General features: G+C 75.5%; 15 protein-coding genes. 11 read left to right on the top strand and 4 right to left on the bottom strand.

Annotated features, from left to right (window positions below; genetic code table 11):
* Positions 1 to 4: 4 nt before the first annotated feature.
* Positions 5 to 364 (top strand): CU044_2847 family protein, encoded by a 360-nt coding sequence (locus tag CP982_RS14125; RefSeq protein WP_150510857.1) that lies wholly within the window; start codon positions 5 to 7, stop codon positions 362 to 364.
* A 110-nt stretch (positions 365 to 474) separates the two neighbouring features.
* On the opposite strand, the gene CP982_RS14130 is transcribed toward CP982_RS14125, so the two are convergent.
* On the bottom strand, positions 475 to 1,821 hold the full coding sequence (locus CP982_RS14130) for an MFS transporter (protein ID WP_150515473.1): 1,347 nt from the start codon (positions 1,819 to 1,821) through the stop codon (positions 475 to 477).
* A gap of 251 nt (positions 1,822 to 2,072) precedes the next feature.
* Between CP982_RS14130 and mreB the strand changes: the two genes are divergently transcribed.
* Together mreB and CP982_RS14140 are read left to right on the top strand one after the other, a co-directional pair.
* Positions 2,073 to 3,110 (top strand): rod shape-determining protein, encoded by a 1,038-nt coding sequence (gene mreB, locus CP982_RS14135; RefSeq protein WP_030684833.1) that lies wholly within the window; start codon positions 2,073 to 2,075, stop codon positions 3,108 to 3,110.
* Positions 3,111 to 3,150: 40 nt separating this feature from the next.
* A complete protein-coding gene (locus CP982_RS14140) occupies positions 3,151 to 4,620 on the top strand; it encodes a GAF domain-containing protein (RefSeq protein WP_150510858.1) in 1,470 nt (489 codons plus the stop codon).
* 46 nt (positions 4,621 to 4,666) lie between these two features.
* Here CP982_RS14140 and CP982_RS14145 read toward each other — a convergent pair whose 3' ends face one another.
* Positions 4,667 to 5,968: an MFS transporter gene (locus CP982_RS14145; RefSeq protein WP_229878930.1), complete on the bottom strand. Its 1,302-nt coding sequence runs from the start codon at positions 5,966 to 5,968 to the stop codon at positions 4,667 to 4,669.
* 297 nt (positions 5,969 to 6,265) lie between these two features.
* On the opposite strand from CP982_RS14145, the gene CP982_RS14150 reads away from it, so the two are divergent.
* From CP982_RS14150 to CP982_RS14185, 8 genes are read left to right on the top strand one after another with little or no spacing between them, the layout of a single operon-like run.
* Positions 6,266 to 7,294, top strand: a complete 1,029-nt coding sequence (locus CP982_RS14150; protein WP_150510859.1) for an ABC transporter substrate-binding protein — start codon at positions 6,266 to 6,268, stop codon at positions 7,292 to 7,294.
* Entirely contained in the window at positions 7,284 to 8,444 is a 1,161-nt protein-coding gene (locus CP982_RS14155) for a FecCD family ABC transporter permease (RefSeq protein ID WP_150510860.1), read from the top strand. Before CP982_RS14150 ends, CP982_RS14155 begins: the two co-directional genes overlap by 11 nt.
* Positions 8,441 to 9,250, top strand: a complete 810-nt coding sequence (locus tag CP982_RS14160) for an ABC transporter ATP-binding protein (protein WP_150510861.1) — start codon at positions 8,441 to 8,443, stop codon at positions 9,248 to 9,250. Before CP982_RS14155 ends, CP982_RS14160 begins: the two co-directional genes overlap by 4 nt.
* Entirely contained in the window at positions 9,250 to 9,987 is a 738-nt protein-coding gene (locus tag CP982_RS14165; RefSeq protein WP_150510862.1) for a class I SAM-dependent methyltransferase, read from the top strand. Before CP982_RS14160 ends, CP982_RS14165 begins: the two co-directional genes overlap by 1 nt.
* Positions 9,984 to 10,814, top strand: coding sequence for a Rossmann-like domain-containing protein (locus tag CP982_RS14170; protein ID WP_150510863.1), 831 nt, complete (start codon positions 9,984 to 9,986; stop codon positions 10,812 to 10,814). The genes CP982_RS14165 and CP982_RS14170 overlap by 4 nt, the downstream gene beginning before the upstream one ends.
* Entirely contained in the window at positions 10,811 to 11,827 is a 1,017-nt protein-coding gene (locus CP982_RS14175; protein ID WP_150510864.1) for a GHMP family kinase ATP-binding protein, read from the top strand. The genes CP982_RS14170 and CP982_RS14175 overlap by 4 nt, the downstream gene beginning before the upstream one ends.
* Positions 11,748 to 12,791: a pyridoxal-phosphate dependent enzyme gene (locus tag CP982_RS14180; protein WP_150510865.1), complete on the top strand. Its 1,044-nt coding sequence runs from the start codon at positions 11,748 to 11,750 to the stop codon at positions 12,789 to 12,791. Before CP982_RS14175 ends, CP982_RS14180 begins: the two co-directional genes overlap by 80 nt.
* A 27-nt stretch (positions 12,792 to 12,818) precedes the next feature.
* A complete protein-coding gene (locus CP982_RS14185; RefSeq protein ID WP_150510866.1) occupies positions 12,819 to 13,721 on the top strand; it encodes an NsdA family TPR-like regulatory protein in 903 nt (300 codons plus the stop codon).
* Here CP982_RS14185 and CP982_RS14190 read toward each other — a convergent pair.
* Together CP982_RS14190 and CP982_RS14195 are read right to left on the bottom strand one after the other, a co-directional pair.
* Entirely contained in the window at positions 13,696 to 14,469 is a 774-nt protein-coding gene (locus tag CP982_RS14190; protein ID WP_150510867.1) for an FHA domain-containing protein, read from the bottom strand. The two genes, CP982_RS14185 and CP982_RS14190, sit on opposite strands and share 26 nt — an antisense overlap.
* 129 nt (positions 14,470 to 14,598) lie before the next feature.
* On the bottom strand, positions 14,599 to 16,485 hold the full coding sequence (locus CP982_RS14195) for a serine/threonine-protein kinase (protein WP_229878896.1): 1,887 nt from the start codon (positions 16,483 to 16,485) through the stop codon (positions 14,599 to 14,601).
* Positions 16,486 to 16,570 lie beyond the last annotated feature (85 nt).

Below are 16,570 nucleotides of genomic sequence, written 5' to 3' on the forward strand. Positions count from 1 at the left end.
CGGCATGGACGGCGGTCTGGTCGAGTACACGACGGACAGCGGCGCGCGCGTGGTCGTGGCCCTCGACCCCGACGACCTGGACGGCGTCCGGCTCGTCTCGCGCGGCGACGGGCCCGCCCGGGCCGCCCGCACCTTCGAGGCCACCCTGGACAGCGCGCGTGCGGCCGCCGAGTCGGCGCTCCGGGTGTTCCGCGACGGCACGCTGAGGCCGGACACGGTGGAGATCGAGTTCGGGGTGCGGATGACGGCCGAGGCCGGGGCCGTGCTCGTGAAGGGCTCCGCCGAGGGGCACTTGCTGGTCCGGCTCTCCTGGTCACCGGAGAAGGACCGCCCGCACGCGGGGGACTCCGCCGACACCTCATGAGCAGCGCGTCCTGACCCGCCCGTACGTCGTACGGCACAGCCTCAGGGCGCCGGCCGCCTCGGCCTTCCCGCACGGCGAGGACCTGGACGCCGTGCGCGGCCGTTGAGTGGTCAGGCCTGCGGGGCGCGGGCGTCGTAGTGGAGGAAGGCGCGCCAGCGCAGGACCAGGAGGCCTACCGCGAGGACGCACGCCGCGCCGCCGCCGACGATCGCCACCCGGGGCGACGTCAGGTCGCCGATCGTGCCCGCCAGGAAGTCGCCGAGGCGGGGGCCGCCCGCCACCACCACGATGAACACGCCCTGCAGCCGCCCCCTCATCTCGTCGGGCGTGGCCGCCTGGAGCATGGTGCTGCGGAACACCATGGAGATGGTGTCGGCGGCGCCCGCGAGGGCGAGGAAGACGACCCCGAGCCAGAGGTCGCGGGTGAGGCCGAAGACGGCGACGGCCGTGCCCCAGGCCGCCACCGAGAGCGCGATCGCGAACCCGTGGTGGTGGACGCGGCCGAGCCAGCCGGAGAACACGCTGCCGAGCAGCGCGCCCACGGCGGGCGCCGCCGCGAGCAGGCCCGCCGTCCTGGCGTCGCCGCCGTACCAGACGACGGCGATGGCGGGGAACAGCGCGCGGGGGTGGGCGAGCACCATCGCGCACATGTCGGTGAAGAACGTCATGCGCAGATTGGGGCGGGTGGCGAGGAACCGCAGGCCGTCGGCGACGGAGGCCCGGCGCCGCTTGCCGCCGTCCGCCGCCGCGCCGCCGCCCGCGGCACGGTCGGTGCCGCCGTCGCCGGGGAGCATCGACGGCAGCCGCCACATCGCGTACAGCGCGGCCGTGAAGGCGACGGCGTCGATGGCGTACGCCGCCTGGTAGCCCCACAGGCCGACGATGAGGCCGCCCAGCATGGGGCCGACGGTCGTGCCGGACGTGGTGGTGAGGGAGGTGAGGGCGTTGGCGGCGGGCAGCTGCTCGGGCGGGAGCAGCCGGGGGATCATCGCGGTGCGGGCGGGCGAGTTGAGGGCGCCGCACGTCGCCTGGAGCGCGACCACGGTGTACAGGAACCACACGTGGTGGAAGCCCGCGAACGCCGCCGCCGCGAGGACCACCGACAGGCCGCACAGGCCCGCGGCCGAGTACAGGCCGAGCTTGCGGCGGTCCACGGTGTCCGCGATCGCGCCCCCGTACAGGCCGAAGACGACGAGCGGGACGAGCGAGCAGAGGCCGACGAGGCCGACCGAGAAGCTGGAGCCGGTGATGTCGTACACCTGGAGGGAGACCGCGAGGGCGGTCATCGCCTGGCCGATCCAGGAGACGGTGTTGCCCACCCACAGGCGCCGGTAGTCGGCGGAGGTCCGCAGCGGGGTCAGATCGGCGAGGATGCGGCGCTTGGGCGGCGGGGCCGCGGGCTGTTCCGGCCGCTGAGGCCGCTCCGTGGCGGGTGCGCCGGGCCTCGGCCCGGGTATGCCGGAGCCCTCGCCGTCAGTCGCGTCGTCCGTCTTCGCTCGTGTCACACGGGATGGTAACCGGCCCCCTCCGGCAGTGAGGAAGCGTTTTTTCGCGGGGCGGCGGCCGGCTGTCCCGGCGGCAGGACCACCCGCGCGGCCGCACCCCGCCCGGCCCACCCCGGCGTGCGACACGCCCGGGGCCCCCACAGGATGCGAGGAGCAAGGCCCACCAGCCGGTGGGCCCACGCGTGCTCTCGGGAGGATCCGCCGTGACCGTCAGTCTGGAACAGCTGCGCCGCTGTCATATCGGCGTCGACCTGGGAGCGGCCCGCACGCGCGTGTTCGTGAAGGGGGCCGGGCTCGTCGTGGACGAGCCGAGCGTGGCCGCCGTGAACACGCGGACGGGCGCGCTCATCGCGGTCGGCCAGTTCGCGGAGCAGATGACGGGACGCACCCCCGCCTACATCCGCGTCGTACGCCCCGTGTCCGGCGGCACGGTCGTCGACATCCAGATGGCCCAGCGCATGCTGCGCAGCCTGCTCGGCGAGAAGCTGCGCCGCACCCTGCGCCGCAAGCCCCGCCTGCGCGCGGCCGCCTGCACCCCGCACGACGCGGACCCGCTGGCGCAGCGCGCCACCGTCGAGACCCTCGTGGGCCTGGGCGCGCGGCGCGTGGAGCTGGTGGACACGCTCATCGCGGCGGCGGTGGGCTGCGGCCTTCCGGTGGAACGCGCGGAAGCGACCATGATCATGGTGTGCGGCGCCGCGACCACGCAGGTCGCGGTCCTCTCCCTCGGCTCCATCGTGACGGCCGAGCGGATCCCGGTGGGCGGCGAGGCCATCGACCACGCGATCGTGCAGCACCTGCGCCACCAGCACGAGCTGATGCTGCCCTCGCAGTCGGTACGCCCCCTGCAACTCGCCCTCAGCGGCAACGGCCTGACCCCGCACGGCCCCGAGTCCACCGAGATCCACGGCAGGGACGTGGCGACGGGCCTGGCCCGCTCCGTCCAGGTCGACACGGCCGCCGTCCGCGACGCCATCCACACCCCGCTCACCGCCGTGCTCGACGGCATCGGCAAGGTGCTGCGCGACTGCCCGCCGGACCTCGTGGCCGACCTCGCCGACCGGGGCATCATGATGGTCGGCGGCAGCGCGCTGCTCCCCGGCCTCGACCAGATGCTGCGGAACGCCACGGGCATGCCGGTGCACATCGCGGAACGACCCGACGTGTGCGCGGTGCTCGGCCTCGGTGCCATGCTGGAGGGCAAGATCCAGCCGCTGGTCCTCGCCCCGCTGACAGGCTGACGAGGGCCCCGCCCACCTCGTACGGGAGTACGCCGCCGCCATGACCGAGGACGTCGTCAGCGGAGCACCGCTGCCCCTGCCGCTGCTCCTGGACGCGGTCCTCGGCGTCGGCACGGAGCTGTCCCTGCGGCCCACGCTCCAGCACATCGTGGACAGCGCCGCCGCGCTGACCGGGGCCCGGCACGTCGCCCTGCGGGTCTCGGCGGCGGCGGGCGGGCGGCCGGAGTGCTTCACGGCGGGCGCGGAGCCCTCGGCCGCGGGCGACGGGGACGCCGCCCTGAGCATGCCCATCCACGTCCAGGACGAGGAGTTCGGCCGGCTCCACCTCACGCACCTGCCGGGCGGCGTCTTCACGGACGAGGACCGGGGCATGCTGCGGGTCCTCGCGAGCCAGGCGGGCATCGCGATCGGCAACGCGCGCCTTTACGAGACCGCCCGCCAGCGCGAGCGCTGGATCGAGGGCGCGGCGGCCGTCACCACGGCCCTCCTCACCGGGGAGGCCGCGCCCGACGCCCTGATGACGGTGGCTCAGCAGGCCCGGCTCCTGGCGGGCGCGGCGGCGGGCGTCGTCCTCCAGCCGACGGACGAGGGCGGCATGCGGATCGTCGCGGCGGCGACCTCCGGCGACGCCGGGCCGGGCTACCGGCGCCACCCCGCAGCGGCCGCGCAGAACGACCTCATGGGGACCACCATCGAGCCCGGCAGCGCGGTCCTCGAACAACTCCTCGGCGGGCAGCCGGTGTTCATCGAGGACTCCGCGACCGACCCGCGGATGACGACCCGGGTGCGGTCCCGGTTCGGGCCGAGCATGATGCTGCCGCTGCAGGCGGGCGGCCGTCTCATCGGTACGCTCGCGCTGCCGCGCCGCCGCGGCGACCTCCCGTACACGGCGGTGGAGCGGCTGCTCGCCACCCAGTTCGCCTCGCAGGCCGCGCTCGCCCTCGTGCTCGCCGACGCGCAGCAGTCCCGGCAGCGGCTCGCCGTGTTCGAGGACCGCGACCGCATCGCCCGCGACCTGCACGACCTCGTCGTCCAACGGCTCTTCGCGACCGGCATGATGCTGGAGTCGACGCGCCGCAGGGCCGCCTCGGGGCCCGAGCAGTCGGCGCTCGACCAGGCCGTGGACGAGCTGGAGTCCACCATCCAGGAAGTGCGGACGGCGATCTTCGCCCTTCAGCAGCCGCCCGCCGACGCGCCGACCACGTTCCGGGGCAAGGTGCTCAAGGAGACGGCCGGGGCGGGCGCGGTGCTCGGGGTGCAGCCGTCGGTGCACTTCACCGGGGCGGTGGACGCGCGGGTCACGGAGCCCGCGGCGGGGCGGCTCCTCGCCGCGCTGCGCCGGGCGCTCGCCGCGGCGTCGCGGCGGCCCGGGGTGGCGCGGGTGGAGGTGACGGTGGAGGCGGGGTTCCTGCCGGACGGGCGGGCGGGGGTGCGGCTCGTCGTCTTCGACGACGGGGAGACGGACGCCTCCGGCGAGGGCACCACGGTCACCTGGCAGGCCCCGCTGTAGCCGGACCCCCGCAGCTCCCCCCGCCCCCCGTCCTCGTCGGCTCGGCTCAACCCACCGCGCTGTCGCGCTTGTCCTCAATCGCCGGACGGGCTTGATCTGTCGCGCTGTCGCGCTTGTCCTCGATCGCCGGACGGGCTTGATCTGTCGCGCTGTCGCGCTTGTCCTCGATCGCCGGACGGGCTTGAACTCCGGTGAAGTCGCGGGTGGTGGGGGTCAGGGCCGCCAGGGCGGGGGCCGTGAAGCAGAGGGCTGCGCAGACCGCGAGGACGGGGCGGGGGCCGAAGGTCTCGATGGCCGGGGCGATCAGCGCGAGGCCCGCGGGCGCGAGGCCGTAGGACAGCATGAAGTCGAGGGAGGAGACCCGCGCGAGCTTGTCGGGCGCGACCTCCCGCTGCGTGGCGGTGAACCACGGCACGTTGAACAGCTCGATCCCGACCCCGGCCACCGCGTACGCGGCCACCACGACCGCCCAGTGCACCGGCAGGAGCAGGCTGAGCGGTGCGAAGCCGTAGAGGCCGAGGCCCGCGAGGGCGGTCCAGCCCTGGGCGCGCGGCCGCCAGCGGGCGACGACGAGGGCGCCGCCGAGCGCCCCGAGCGTGTACGCGGTCATGGCGGCGGCGAGCACCACCCCGGTGTCGTACTTGTCGCGGCTGACCAGCGGCAGGGCCACCCCGGTCGCCGAGTAGCCGGTGGCGATGACGGTGGTCAGCGCCCCGAGCCCGGCCAGGAACCAGGGGTGGCGCCGCGCCTCCCGCAGCCCCTCGCCGAACTCCGCGCGGAAGGAGGGGCGGTCACCGGCGGCGGCCGCGGCCGTCCCGCCCGCCCGGCCCGGGCCCGGCACCAGTGCCGCCACCAGCCACAGCAGCCCGATCCCGAGCAGCAGCGCCCAGGTGTCGAGGAGGACGGCGAGCAGCGCGGTGAGGGAGGGCCCGGCGAGCGTGGTGGCGCGTACGGACAGGGTCATCGCGGCGTTGGCGGCCTGGCGCCGGTCCTCGTCGACGACCTCGGCGGTCAGCGCCTGGAAGGCGGGGCGGCACGCGCCCTGCCCGGCGCCCGCGACCACGGCCGCGACGACCATCAGGGCCAGCGAGCGGCCGAGCCCGAGCGCGAGGAGGGGCGTCGCGGCCGCGGCGGCGAGGCCCGCCCAGAGCACGACGCCGCGCCGCGAGTACCGGTCGGCGAGGACGCCGCCGACGGCGACCGCGACGAGGAAGCCCGCGGTGCGGGCGGCGAGCAGCAGGCCGAGGGCGGCCGCACCTATGGTGCGGTCGAGGACGGCGAGCCCGAGGACGAAGGGCAGCGCCCAGGTGGCGAGCCCGGACGCGGTGGTGCCCGACCAGAGCCGCAGGAAGGCGGGGTCCCGCAGGACGCTCCGCGCGGGGGCCGCGCTCCCCTCGGCGGGCTCGGCCGTGTGCGTTGGCGTGGTCGCCACGTGACGTACTCCTCTGCTGTCGTCCGCGCGGACCGCGCGGTCTCGAAATCGTTATGCGGCCTCGCCGGAGCGCCCAAGTCCCTGACAGAGCAAGGACTTTGAGGTCAGCTCGCGGGCGGCGACCCTTCGGCCGTGCCCGCCCCGAGACCCGTTAATGAAAATGATTGCCATTACAGTACCCTTGTTCGCGTCCCCACCCACACCGGAGGTCCCATGCGTCTGCGTCACCCCGCCCGCCTCGGCACGGCCGCCCTGGTCCTGTCCCTCACGGCCGTCGGCTGCGCGTCCGGCGGCAGCGGCTCGTCGGACGGCGAGGCGGCCGCGGCCCGGAAGACGACCGTCACGAGCTGCGGGAAGAAGCTGGGCTTCGACGGTCCGCCGAAGCGCGCCGTCGCCCTCGACCAGTCCTCCACCGAGGTGCTGCTCGCGCTCGGGCTCCAGGACCGCATGGCCGGCACGTCCAACCTCAAGACGAAGATCGCGCCGGAGTACCGGGCCGCGTACGACGGCGTGAAGGTGCTCAGCCCCAAGATCCTCACGAGTGAGCAGCTGCGCGCCGCGGCCCCCGACCTCGCCGTCGGCGGCTTCGCGGACTACTTCACCAAGGACCGCGTCGGCACCCGCGAGGAGCTGGCGGAGCTCGGGCTCCCGTCGTTCGTGAGCGCCGTGGACTGCCCGAAGCGGAACACCGTGGACGGCAGGGCCCGGACGCCCTTCGAGCTGCTCTTCAAGGACTACGCCGACCTCGGGAAGGCCTTCGGCGTCGAGAAGCGCGCGGAGAAGCTCGTCAAGGAGCAGCGCGCCACGCTCGCCGGGGCCGCGAAGACCAAGAAGCGGGTCAAGGGCGAGCCCAGCGTGGTGTGGCTGTACTCGGTGTACGGCGACACGCCGTATGTGGCGGGCAGGTCGGCGATGCCCAGCGAGATGAGCCGCGTCGTCGGCGCGCGGAACGCCTTCGACGACGTGGACGAGGACTGGCCGCAGGTCAGCTGGGAGGAAGTCGCCAAGCGCAAGCCGGACTTCATCGTGCTCGGCGATCTGTCGGAGCGCGGCAAGCCGGGCGACAGCGCCGAGGACAAGCTGAAGGCGGTCCGCGCCAACCCGGTGATGGCGAAGCTGCCCGCCGTGCGGAAGAAGCGCTTCATCGAGATCCCCGGCACGGAGATGGACCCCTCGGTCCGCACCGTCAGCGCCCTGCCGCGGCTCGTGACGGGGATGGAGGACCTCGGGTATGTCCGCTAGGCCGCGGCCGGCGGGCGCGGTCGGCCTCCCGGCGCCGCCGGGAGGAGGCGGGGCGACGGATCTGCTGCACCCCTCGGCGCGCGGGGCGGCGGTTCCCGCCCCCGCCGCCTCCCGCGCGCTGCCCCGCACCGCCCTGCGGGGGACGGGCGCGCGCGCCGGGCTCTTCCTGCTCGCCGCGCTCGCCCTCGTCGGGTCCGCCGCCGTGTCCGTGCGCATCGGCACCATGGACGTCTCGTACGGGGACATCGCCCGCAGCGCCGGATTCCATCTGGGCCTCGGCACCGAGCCCGCCGCGCCGCTCCTGGACTCGCTGATCTGGGAGCTGCGGGTGCCGCGCGTCCTGATGGCGGCCCTGGTCGGCGCCTCGCTCGCGGTGTGCGGGGCCGCGCTCCAGGCGGTCACGCGCAACGCGCTCGCCGACCCCTATCTCCTCGGGATCTCGTCGGGCGCCTCGACCGGGGCGGTCGCCGTCGTGGTGCTCGGCTTCGGGTCCGCCTCGCTCGGTGTGACGGGCGGCGCGTTCGTGGGCGCCCTGGTGTCCTTCGCGCTCCTGATGCTGCTGCTGCGGCGCGGCGGACTCGACTCGGTGCGGATCGTGCTGACCGGGGTCGTGGTGTCGCAGCTGTTCACGGCGCTCACCTCGCTCGTCCTGATGGCGTCCGGCGACGCGGAGATGATCCGGGCGATCACCCAGTGGCTGCTCGGCTCGATGGCGCCCGCGCGCTGGGACGCGGTGGCCGTGACGGCCGCCGTGACGGCGGTGGGGCTGCTCGTCCTGTGGCTCAACTCGGCCGCCCTGGACGGCTTCTCGTTCGGCGCCGACACCGCCTCGTCGCTGGGCGTGGACGTCACGACGACGCGCCGGCTGCTCCTCGTCGTGACGTCGCTGATGACGTCGGTGGCCGTCGCGTCGGTGGGCGCGATCGGGTTCGTCGGCCTGATCGTGCCGCACGGCGTACGGTTCCTCGTCGGGCCCGGACACCGGGTGCTGGTCCCGCTGTCGGCGCTGGTGGGCGCCGTGTTCCTGGTGTGGACGGACGCCCTCGCGCGGGTCGCGTTCACGCCGCAGGAGGTGCCCGTCGGCGTGTTCACCGCGCTGCTCGGCGTGCCGCTGTTCCTGCTCGTCCTGCGCGGGCGGGGGGAGCTGTGAGGATCACCGCCGAGAACGTGAGCTGGGCGGTCGCGGGCAGGACGATCGTCGACGGCGTGTCCCTGGACGTGGCGCCGGGCGAGACCGTGGGCCTGATCGGGCCCAACGGGTCAGGGAAGTCCTCCCTGCTGCGGTGCCTGGCCGGGCTCCGGGCGCCCACCGCGGGCGTCGTCCGCTACGACCGGGAGCCGATCCACGCCTGGAGCGCCCGGCGCGTGGCCCGGCGCGTCGCCTTCGTGGAGCAGGCCGCCGACACCGACAGCGAGCTGCGGGTCGTGGACGTGGTGGGCCTGGGCCGGACGCCGTTCGGCGACCGGTGGCGCGGCTTCGACGCGCGCGACCGGGCCGTCGTGGACGCCGCCCTGGCACGGCTCGGCCTGACGGGCCTGCGCGAGCGCGCCTGGAAGGCCCTGTCCGGCGGCGAGCGGCAGCGCGCCCACATCGCCCGCGCACTCGCCCAGCAGCCGTACGCGATCCTGCTCGACGAGCCGACCAACCACCTGGACGTCAAGCACCAGTTGGAGCTGCTCGCCCTCCTCGCGGGCACCGACCAGACCGTCCTCGTCGCGCTGCACGACCTGTCGCTCGCCGCCCGCCACTGCGACCGGCTGCTCCTGCTGCGCGGCGGGCGCCTGGTCGCCGCCGGGCCGCCGAAGGACGTCCTGACGCCCGAGCTGCTCGCGGAGGTCTTCGAGGTCGACGCCGAGACGGGCCCCGACGCCCTCGGCCACCTCGCGGTCAGCTACCGCGGCCCCCTCCCCCACCCCCTCGCGGACTTCGACACCCCTACGGAAAAGGACAGTTGATGGACACCCAGGCCACCGGACCCGACCTGCTGCGGCAGCTGCCGCCGCCCCTGCCCGCCGAACGGATCGTCGCGCTCAACCAGCCGAAGGGCGATCTGCACACCACGCGCGCGTACGAGTGGAACGGCCTGACCTTCGACGTGCCGCCCGGCGTCTTCCTGCCCGGCGCGACCAGCCGGATGATCCACGAGCGGATCCTCGACGGCCGCATAGAGACCCGCGGTCTGCGCTACGGCGCCATGGGTGCCGGGCTCGGCGTCGAGGCCGTCGCCGCGGGGGTGCGCGGGGCGCGCGAGATCTACGCCATGGACGTGCACACCACCAGCGTCGCCACCGCGGCCCGGCACTACGCCCGGCTGGTCGGGCCCCGGGACGGCACCGCGTTCCTGCCCGCCGCGGGCGACCTCTTCGACGGCCTGCCGCCCGGCACGCGGCTCGACGTCGTCACCTTCAACCCGCCCGCCGTCAGCCAGGTGGTGAGCGAGGACCCCGACGTCGTACGCAACACGTGCGTCGGCGCGCCGCTGCTCGCGCGGTTCTTCGGGCAACTCGCCGAGCGGGAGCTGCTCGCGCCGGACGGCGTGGCGTACGTGATCGCGTCGAACACCGCCGATCTGCGCCGCATCGTCCAGGACGCCCAGGACCACGGCTTCACGCCGCGGGTCGTCTCCGTGCGCGACTGGCGCGACGGCGTCCTCACCTTCCTGTTCGCGTTCACCCGTGGAGGCCGGGCATGAAGCGCCCCGAGAACGTCACCGAGCTGCTCGACGCCGCCCTCGCGGGCGAACTGGGGCCGGACCCGGCGGAGTTGACGGCCACCAGCGTGTTCTGGGTCCATCACGGCACGCGCCTGGCCGGGGGCGATGTCACCTACCTCAACCAGTACGTCCTCGTCCGCGTCGGCGGGGCCTTCGGCGGCTGCGCCTTCGAGGCGGGCGAGATCGACCCGGCGATCTGCCGCGAGGCGTCGGGCAGTTCGCTCGCCGCGCTCCTCAAGGACGCGCCGACGCCGCTGCGCACGGCCGCCCTGGACGCCTATCTGGGCGCCGTGGCACCGCACCGGGAGGCGCCGGACGCCGAGCCCGTGACGCTGCCCGCGGGGCCGCCCGAGGTACGCGCCGTGGCCCGGGACGCGGCCGTCGCGGGCCTGCTCGACATCAGGCGGGGCGCCAAGGTGGCCCTGATCGGCGTCGTCAACCCGCTCGTCGCGGCGATCCGCGAGCGCGGCGGCGACCCGCTGCCCTGCGACTTCAACCTGCGCACGACGCAGTGGGGCGACCCGGTGAGCCGCGACATGCACGAGGTCCTGGACGCCGCCGACGCCGTCGTCGCCACCGGCATGACGCTGTCCAACGGCAGCTTCGACACGATCCTCGCGCGCTGCCGCGAGCGGGGCATCCCGCTGGTCGTCTACGCGCAGTCCGGCAGCGCGGTCGCGCGGGCCTTCCTGGGCGCGGGGGTGACCGCGCTGTCCGCGGAGCCCTTCCCGTTCTCGCAGTTCAGCGCCGAGCCGACGGTCCTGTACCGGTACCGGGCCGCGCCGGGCGACAAGGGCGGGGCGTGAGGGCCCGCGGCACGGGGCGTGCCGCCTGCCACCACGGCGAGATCCTCCAGGGCGTGTTCCTCGACGAGCGCGGGCGGCGCGTCGCGGGCCTGGTCACGCTGCCGCTCGCCGGGCTCGGCACCCGCGCGGAGTTCACCCGCCGCCGGGACACCGAGGACGTGACGGTGGTCCCGGCCGACCGGACCAAGGCCCTCCGTGCCGCCACGTACGCCCTCGCCGAGTGCGCGACACAGTGCCAAGTCCCGCTGTGCGGCGGTGAGTTGCGGCTCCACGGGGACATACCGGTCGGTCTCGGCATGGGTTCGTCCAGCAGCGACGTGATCGCGGCCGTGCGCGCGGTCGCCGACGCGTTCGGCGTGCGTCTCGCGCCGGAGGCGGTCGCGCGGCTCGCGGTGCGCGCCGAGCGCGCGTCGGACCCGCTGATGCTGGAAGGCCGCGCCCTGCTGTTCGCCCAGCGCGAGGGCCGCGTCCTGGAGGACCTCGGCGCGGCCCTGCCCCCGGCGGTCGTCGTCGGCTGCGCGCTCGGCGGCGGCAGGCCGGTGGACACGCTCGCGCTGCCCGCCCCCGCCGACGCGGACGCCGCCGACGTCCCCGGCTACGAGCGGCTGCGGGCCCTGCTGCGCCACGCCGTCGCCGCCGCCGACCCCGTGCTGCTCGGCCACGTCGCCACCGAGAGCGCGCGCCTGCGCCAACGCGTCCTGCCGCACGCGGAGTTCGGCGAGCTGACCGCCGTCGCGGGCCGCGTCGGCGCGGTCGGTGTGCAGATCGCGCACAGCGGCAGCGTGGCGGGCCTGCTCTTCGACCCCGCGGCGCCGGACCTGCGCGGCCGGGTGCGCGGCTGCCGCCGGGCCCTGGCGGCCGCGGGCATCCCCACCACCCACACCTTCCACACCACCGCCCCCACGCCTGCGACCCCGAGCGAGGAGCCCCCGCATGGACGAGCACATCGCGGAAGCGATCGGCCGCCCCGACCTGATACGCGTAGCCGACGGGTTCGTCTGCCTGCGCTTTGAGACCATGAAGGTGGTCTCGGCCCTCGCGGCCGTGCGCCACCTCCTGGACACCGGCGCGGTCCGCCGCGGCGACACGCTGCTCGACAGTTCGAGCGGCATCTACGCCTACGCGCTCGCGCTCGCCTGTCACCGCTACGGCATGCGCTGTCACATCGTCGGCTCCACCACCGTCGACCGCACCCTGCGCACCCAACTGGCCGTGCTCGGCGCCCACGTCGAGCAGATGCCGCCGAGCGACGACCTGAAGCTGGACCAGAAGCGGCGCGTGGCCCGCGTCCACGAGATCCTGCGCGAGCACCCCGAGTACTTCTGGATGCGCCAGTACCACGACGACATCCACTACCTCGGCTACGAGGCGATCGCGGACCGCGTCTGCGAGGAGACCGGCGCCGACGGCGGCCTCACCCTCGTCGGCGGCGTCGGCTCCGGCGCCTCGACCGGCGCCCTGGCCCGCTACTGCCGGGCCCGCCGCCCCGATGTGCGGCTCGTGGGCGTGCAGCCCTTCGGCAGCGTCACCTTCGGCAGCGAGCACGTCGCCGACCCGGAGATCATCATCGCCGGGATCGGCAGCTCCATCCCGTTCGCCAACGTCTCCCACAAGGCGTACGACACCGTGCACTGGCTGTCCTTCGACACCGCGCTCGCCGGAAGCGTGGACCTGCTGCGGCGGCACGCGCTCTTCGCGGGCCTGTCCACCGGCGCCGGATACGCGGCGGCGCGCTGGGAGCACGCCCACGCCCCCGGCCGCACCACGGTGTTCGTCGCCGCCGACACCGGCCACCGCTACGTGGACACCGTCTTCGCCCGGCACGCGGAGGCGGCCCCGCTGGAGTCCCTCGCGCCGCGCACCGTCACGTCCCCCGACGAGCTCGCGCTGCCCTGGGCGCGGATGGAGTGGTCCGGCGCGGCGGCCCCGGCCGCCGCGGGAACAGAGTCCGCGCGGGCGTCGTTGCAGCGGACCTAGACAGAGATCGTTCCGGGGCCGGGGGGCGTGGTGGAGGACGAGGCGGGCGACGTCACCGCGTACGCCGTGGACGCGGTGCGGCGGCTCGTCGCCGTGGACGCGGCACACGGCGCGCGGGCCGCCGTGCCGCTGGTGCGCGCGGCCCTGCGAGAGCTGCCCGCCGGGGCGGGGCGCGCGGACAGCGACCGGCTCGCCGCCCTCGCCGAGCTGTACGAGGTCGCCGGGTGGATCCTCTTCGACGCGGGCCACCACCGGCGGGCGCACCGGCTCAACGCCCGCGCGCTCGCCCTCGCGGAGCGGTGCGGCGACCGCTGGACGGCCCGTCTCACGCTCCTGAACGACAGCATGCTCCTGACCCACACCGGCCGCCCCCGCGCCGCGCTGGCCGCCGCCGCCCGCGCGCGGGGGCCGCGGCCGCTGCCGCCGCGCGTGGCGAGCCTCGTCCTGATCCGGGAGGCGCACGCGACCGCGCTGCTCGGCGCCCGGCGGGAGCCGCACGCGCTCCTCGCGAGGGCCGGGAGCCTGTTCCTCGACGGCGTCTCGCGGCACGACCCGCCGTGGGCCTGGTGGCTCGACGAGTGGGAGCTGCTCGGCCACCGCGGCTGGATCCTCGCCCGGCTCGGCGACACCGAACGGGCCGTGCCCGCGCTGCACCGCGCCGCCAGCGCGCCCGGCCCCTCCTACCGGCATCTGTTCACCGCCCAGCTGCTCGCGGCCCTCGTCCGGGCCGGGGCCTGGCGGGACGCGGAGCGGCTCGTCACGGACCTCGCGCCGCGCGCCCGGGGCATCGGCTCCGCGCGCACCACGGAGGTCCTCGGGCGGATCGCGCACCGCCTGCGGGAGCCCGGCGCCGCGCCCCCGTCCCTGCGGGACGCCGCCGTGTTCCTCCTGGAGTCACTGCCCGCTACCGGTCCGGCTCGTCGTCCATGAGGCCGAGGTCGGGCGGCACGAGCGTGGTGGACTCCACCAGGCCTCTGAGCAGGTTGTGCAGCAGGCTGTTGTCGGACGGGCGGCCCATCGACGTGTCGTGCAGGAGCGGGTACGGAAAGCCGCTGTCGTGCAGCCTGCGCCGCACGGCCTCGATCCGGTACTCGATCCTGCGCTCCCCCCAGAGCTCGTCGGGGCGCAGAAAGGCGAGCTGCTTGGCCGCCCTGAGGTACGTCAGCGGGCGCGGGCTCTCCTCGTACAGCAGGTACTCCTGGCCGAGGACGACGAGCAGCAGCCGCTCCTCGTCGGACAGCGGCCACCGCTTGGGCGGCACGGTGTCGGCGCGGCGCCGTGAGACCGGGCCCAGGTCGTCGTGGCCCGTGACGTACAGCTCGACCAGGTGCTCGCGGTAGCCGGAGCCGCGCACGAACAGCGGGGTGTAGCCCGGCGCGAGCGGCACCGGCTCGGTGCTGGTGTGCATCATCCGGCCGCGCGGCAGGCGCAGCAGCTGCCGCCCCGTGTTGCGCAGCCACCAGGTGCGGTCGCGGTACGTCAGTTCGCCGTGGTGGCGGCTCACCATCAGGTCGTGCTCGCCGACGCCGAGGTCGACCTCGGGCCCGTCGCCGCGCCCGAACCGCACGGTCAGACCGGGGCGCGGCGGGGCCCGGAGATCGCCGGTGACGGTGCGCGCGTGCAAGGTGCCCACCGGCGCGGGCGCCACACCGCGCGCAAGGCTCGCGGAACCGTTCATGTCCGCCAGTGTGGCCCGCCCCTTACGGGACCCGTCCCGGGAGCGCCCCGTAAGGGGCGCGGGGCTGTGCCGATATGCGGCTCCGCCGCGCGGGCGCGACCAGCCACACACAGCCCGCAGGCGAAGTACTCAGCGAATGCCTGCCACCGCATCCCCGGCCAAGCGCAGCGCGAGGCGGCGCAGCCGGTCCTCGGAAGGGTCGCCACCGACGGTGACATTGAGGGTCTCGACGGCCCGGCCGCCGTCGCCGTAGGCACGGTGCACCACGCGGACGCGACACGTGCGCGGCCCCTCCGCCCCCGGCTCCACGACGGCGCGGCGCCCACCGACGCGGGTGAGCGCACCGTCGCCCGCGTCCGGCGACGGCCCCTGGTCGAAGCGGAGTTCCAGCCAGAGGTCACCGGTGGTGCTCGCCCACTCGCAGTCCCAGTTACCGAAGCCGACGTCGGGGTCGCGGGCGTCGACGCCGGGGATGGCTTCGAGGGCCCGCGCGTCCAGGAGCGCGCAGGCGTCCTCGTGGACGAGGGAGCCGGGCGCGGCCTCGGGGCGGCGGGCGAGCGGCCCGTCGTTGAGCCGCCGCACGGCCACGCGGGTGGCGGCGTCGGCCATGGCGCACAGCCGCGCCACGCTGTCGTCGGAGCCGTCGTTCTGCGCGACGACGGTGACGTGCGCGTCGCGGTCGGTGGCCGGAAGCATCGTACGGACGCAACTGTCGCTGTCGGCCGCCTCCTTGACCACGGCCACGCTGCCCTCGGTGCGGTGGGGCCGCGGGAGTCCGGAGCCGCCGCCGGTGTCGAAGTGGAACTGGACGTCCACGGGGTCGTCGCCGCCGGTGTCGACGAGGATGTCGCAGCGGTCGAAGTTGCCGTAGTCGCGGTCGAGTTCGGCCTCGCCGAAGCGCTTGAGGGCGGCCGGGTCCGCGAGGGCGCACGGGTCGACGGTGCGGTGGTCGCCCAGGACCGGGGCCGTCCGCTTCCTGTCGGGCCCGTCGTCCCCGTCGTCCGGCCACAGCCGCGGCAGCCACACGGCGGCGGCGAGCGTCACCACGGCCACGGCCGCCACGATCACGAACTGCCGTGATCTGCCGGGCAGGGCGATCCGGCCGGAACTCTCGCTGTCCTGGCCGACCCCCTCGCCGTCGCCGTCCATGTCCCCGCGCGGCAGCGGCTCCTGGGGGCCCGCGATCCCGGCGAGCAGCCGGCCCGCCTCGGCCGCGGCGGGGCGGTTCTTCGGCGCGGGGTCGAGCATCGCGGGAAGCAGCTCGCCGAGCGGCCCGAGGCCGGGGCCGAGGGCGACCTCGCCGCGCTCGGCCTGCCGCTCGGCGACGAACGGGTCGACGTCGCCGCCGGTCAGCGGGCGCGGCGGGCGGCCGGTAACCAGGGTGTGCAGCAGGGCGGCGAGGGAGAAGACGTCCGACGCCGGTTCGGGGCGGCCCCTGACGACCTCGGGGGCGGCGTAGTCGGGCGTGTAGCTGAGCGCGCCGGGCGAGGTGATGGTCTCCTGCCCGCCGACCCGGTAGGCGGCGCCGAAGTCCGCGAGCTTGGCGAGGCCTTCGGGCGTGGTGACGACGTTGCCGGGCTTCACGTCGCCGTGCACGATCCCCTCGGCGTGCAGCGCGGCGAGCGCGGCCGCGACCTGGGCGCCGACGCGCGCGGCCCGCCGCGGCGCGAGCGGCGGCCGGTCGGCGAGGCTGCCCCCGGACACGTACTCCATGACCAGCCAGGACGCGGTCCTGCGGCGCGGCAGGGAGCAACGGCCCTCGGGCAGCGTGAGCACGTCGTGCAGGGTGACGACGTGGGGGTGGCTGAACCGCGCGAGGGCGCGCGCCTCCGCCTCGATGCGGTCGAACTCCCGGCGGTCGGACCGGGTGCCGCGCCGGTCGCGCCGCCGCAGCCGCTTGAGGATGACCTGGCGGGGCAGCCGCTGGTCGCGGGCGATCCACACCTCGCCCATGCCCCCGTGGAGGGGGCCGCGCACCAGTCGGTAGCGCCCGCCGACCGTCGTGCCCCGGCGCACACCCGCTCCCCTCAGCCGTGGTCCGGACCCCGCGGGCGGCCGTGGGCGGCCACGCGCTCCCCGAACCTACTGCGCGCGCAGGGCA

Source organism: Streptomyces spectabilis (assembly GCF_008704795.1).
Lineage (GTDB): Bacteria > Actinomycetota > Actinomycetes > Streptomycetales > Streptomycetaceae > Streptomyces > Streptomyces spectabilis.